The sequence below is a fragment of the Caulobacter sp. P1_B12_2 genome, from assembly GCF_056406675.1.
The window spans coordinates 1-1,942 of the sequence record NZ_JBFTZS010000634.1 but is presented as its reverse complement, the minus strand read 5'-3'; the positions used below and the strand labels follow the sequence as shown (position 1 = coordinate 1,942).

Here is a 1,942-nt window from a genome sequence, read left to right as displayed (position 1 = left end):
CCCTGGGTGTAGCCGAGCTGCTTGTTCAGCTTGTCCAGCAGCTCGATCACGGCCTCGGCGATCACCGTGCCGGGCGGGAAGATCGCCGCGGCGCCGGCGTCGAGCAGGGCCTGGAAGTCCTGGGGCGGGATCACGCCGCCGACCACCATCATGATGTCGCCGCGACCTTGCCTGGCCAGTTCGGCCTTCAGTTCCGGCGCCAGGGTCAGGTGCCCGGCCGCCAGGGAGCTGGCGCCGACGATGTGGACGTCGTTCTCGACCGCCTGCTTGGCGGCCTCGGCCGGGGTCTGGAACAGGGGGCCGATGTCGACGTCGAAGCCCAGGTCGGCGAAGGCGGTGGCGATCACCTTCTGGCCGCGGTCGTGGCCGTCCTGGCCCATCTTGGCGACCAGGATGCGCGGGCGACGGCCGTCGGCCTGCTCGAACGCTTCGACCATGGCTTTCGCCCGGGCGGCGGCGGGGTCGCTGCCGGCTTCCTTCATGTAGACCCCCTGGATCGACTGGATGGTGGCGCGGTGGCGACCGAAGACGTTCTCCATGGCCAGGCTGATCTCGCCGACCGTGGCGTGGGCGCGGGCCGCATCGACGGCCAGGGCCAGCAAGTTGTCGGTCCCTCGCGCGCCGTCCTCCAGCGCCTTCAGCGCCGCCGCGGTGGCGGCCGGATCACGCTCGGCCTTCAGCCGGGCCAGCTTCTCAAGCTGCTGGGTGCGGACCGACGTGTTGTCGACCTTCAGCATCGGGATCTCGTCGACGACCTCGGGCTTGTAGCGATTGACGCCGACCACGCTCTGGCGATTGGCGTCGATGCGGGCCTGGGTCTTGGCGGCCGCCTCCTCGATGCGCAGCTTGGGAATGCCCTGCTCGATGGCCTTGGCCATGCCGCCGGCCGCCTCGACCTCTTCGATATGGGCCAGGGCCTTGACCGCCAGGTCGTGGGTCAGGCGCTCGACATAGTAGCTGCCGCCCCACGGATCGGCGACGCGGGTCGTGCCGCTCTCCATCTGCAGGAACAGCTGGGTGTTGCGGGCGATGCGGGCTGAGAAGTCGGTGGGCAGGGCCAGGGCCTCGTCCAGGGCGTTGGTGTGCAGGCTCTGGGTCTGGCCGTTGACCGCCGCCATGGCTTCGACGCAGGTCCGCGAGACGTTGTTGAACACGTCCTGGGCGGCCAGCGACCAGCCCGAGGTCTGGCTATGGGTGCGCAAGCTGAGCGAGCGGTCGTCCTTGGGATCGAACTCGCGCTTCATCAGTCGGGCCCACAGGAGACGGGCGGCCCGCATTTTCGCGACTTCCATGAAGTAGTTCATGCCGATCGCCCAGAAGAACGACAGGCGCGGCGCGAAGGTGTCGATGCTCATGCCCGCCGCGACGCCGGCCCGGGCGTATTCGACGCCGTCGGCCAGGGTGTAGGCCAGCTCCAGGTCGGCCGAGGCCCCGGCCTCCTGCATGTGATAGCCGCTGATCGAGATCGAGTTGAACTTCGGCATCTTCTCCGAGGTGAAGGCGAAGATGTCCGAGATGATCCGCATCGAGGGGGCGGGCGGGTAGATGTAGGTGTTGCGGACCATGAACTCCTTGAGGATGTCGTTCTGGATGGTTCCTGACAGCTTGTCGGGGCTGACGCCCTGTTCCTCGGCGGCGACGATGTAGAGCGCCAGGATCGGCAGCACCGCGCCGTTCATGGTCATCGACACGCTCATCTTGTCGAGCGGAATGCCGCTGAACAGCGTGCGCATGTCGAGGATGGAATCGATCGCCACGCCGGCCATGCCGACGTCGCCCTTCACCCGCTCGTGGTCGCTGTCGTAGCCGCGGTGGGTGGCCAGGTCGAAGGCCACGGACAGGCCCATCTGACCGGCCGCGAGGTTGCGGCGGTAGAAGGCGTTGCTGTCCTCGGCGGTCGAGAAGCCCGCGTACTGCCGCACCGTCCAGGGGTTGGTTACGT

At 68.0% G+C, this 1,942-nt stretch carries 1 protein-coding gene; it reads right to left on the bottom strand.

Annotated features, from left to right (window positions below; all coding sequences use genetic code 11):
- Positions 1-1,942 (bottom strand): methylmalonyl-CoA mutase (gene scpA, locus AC1DZ6_RS24300; protein WP_477099670.1); only part of this gene is annotated, 1,942 nt, incomplete at both ends.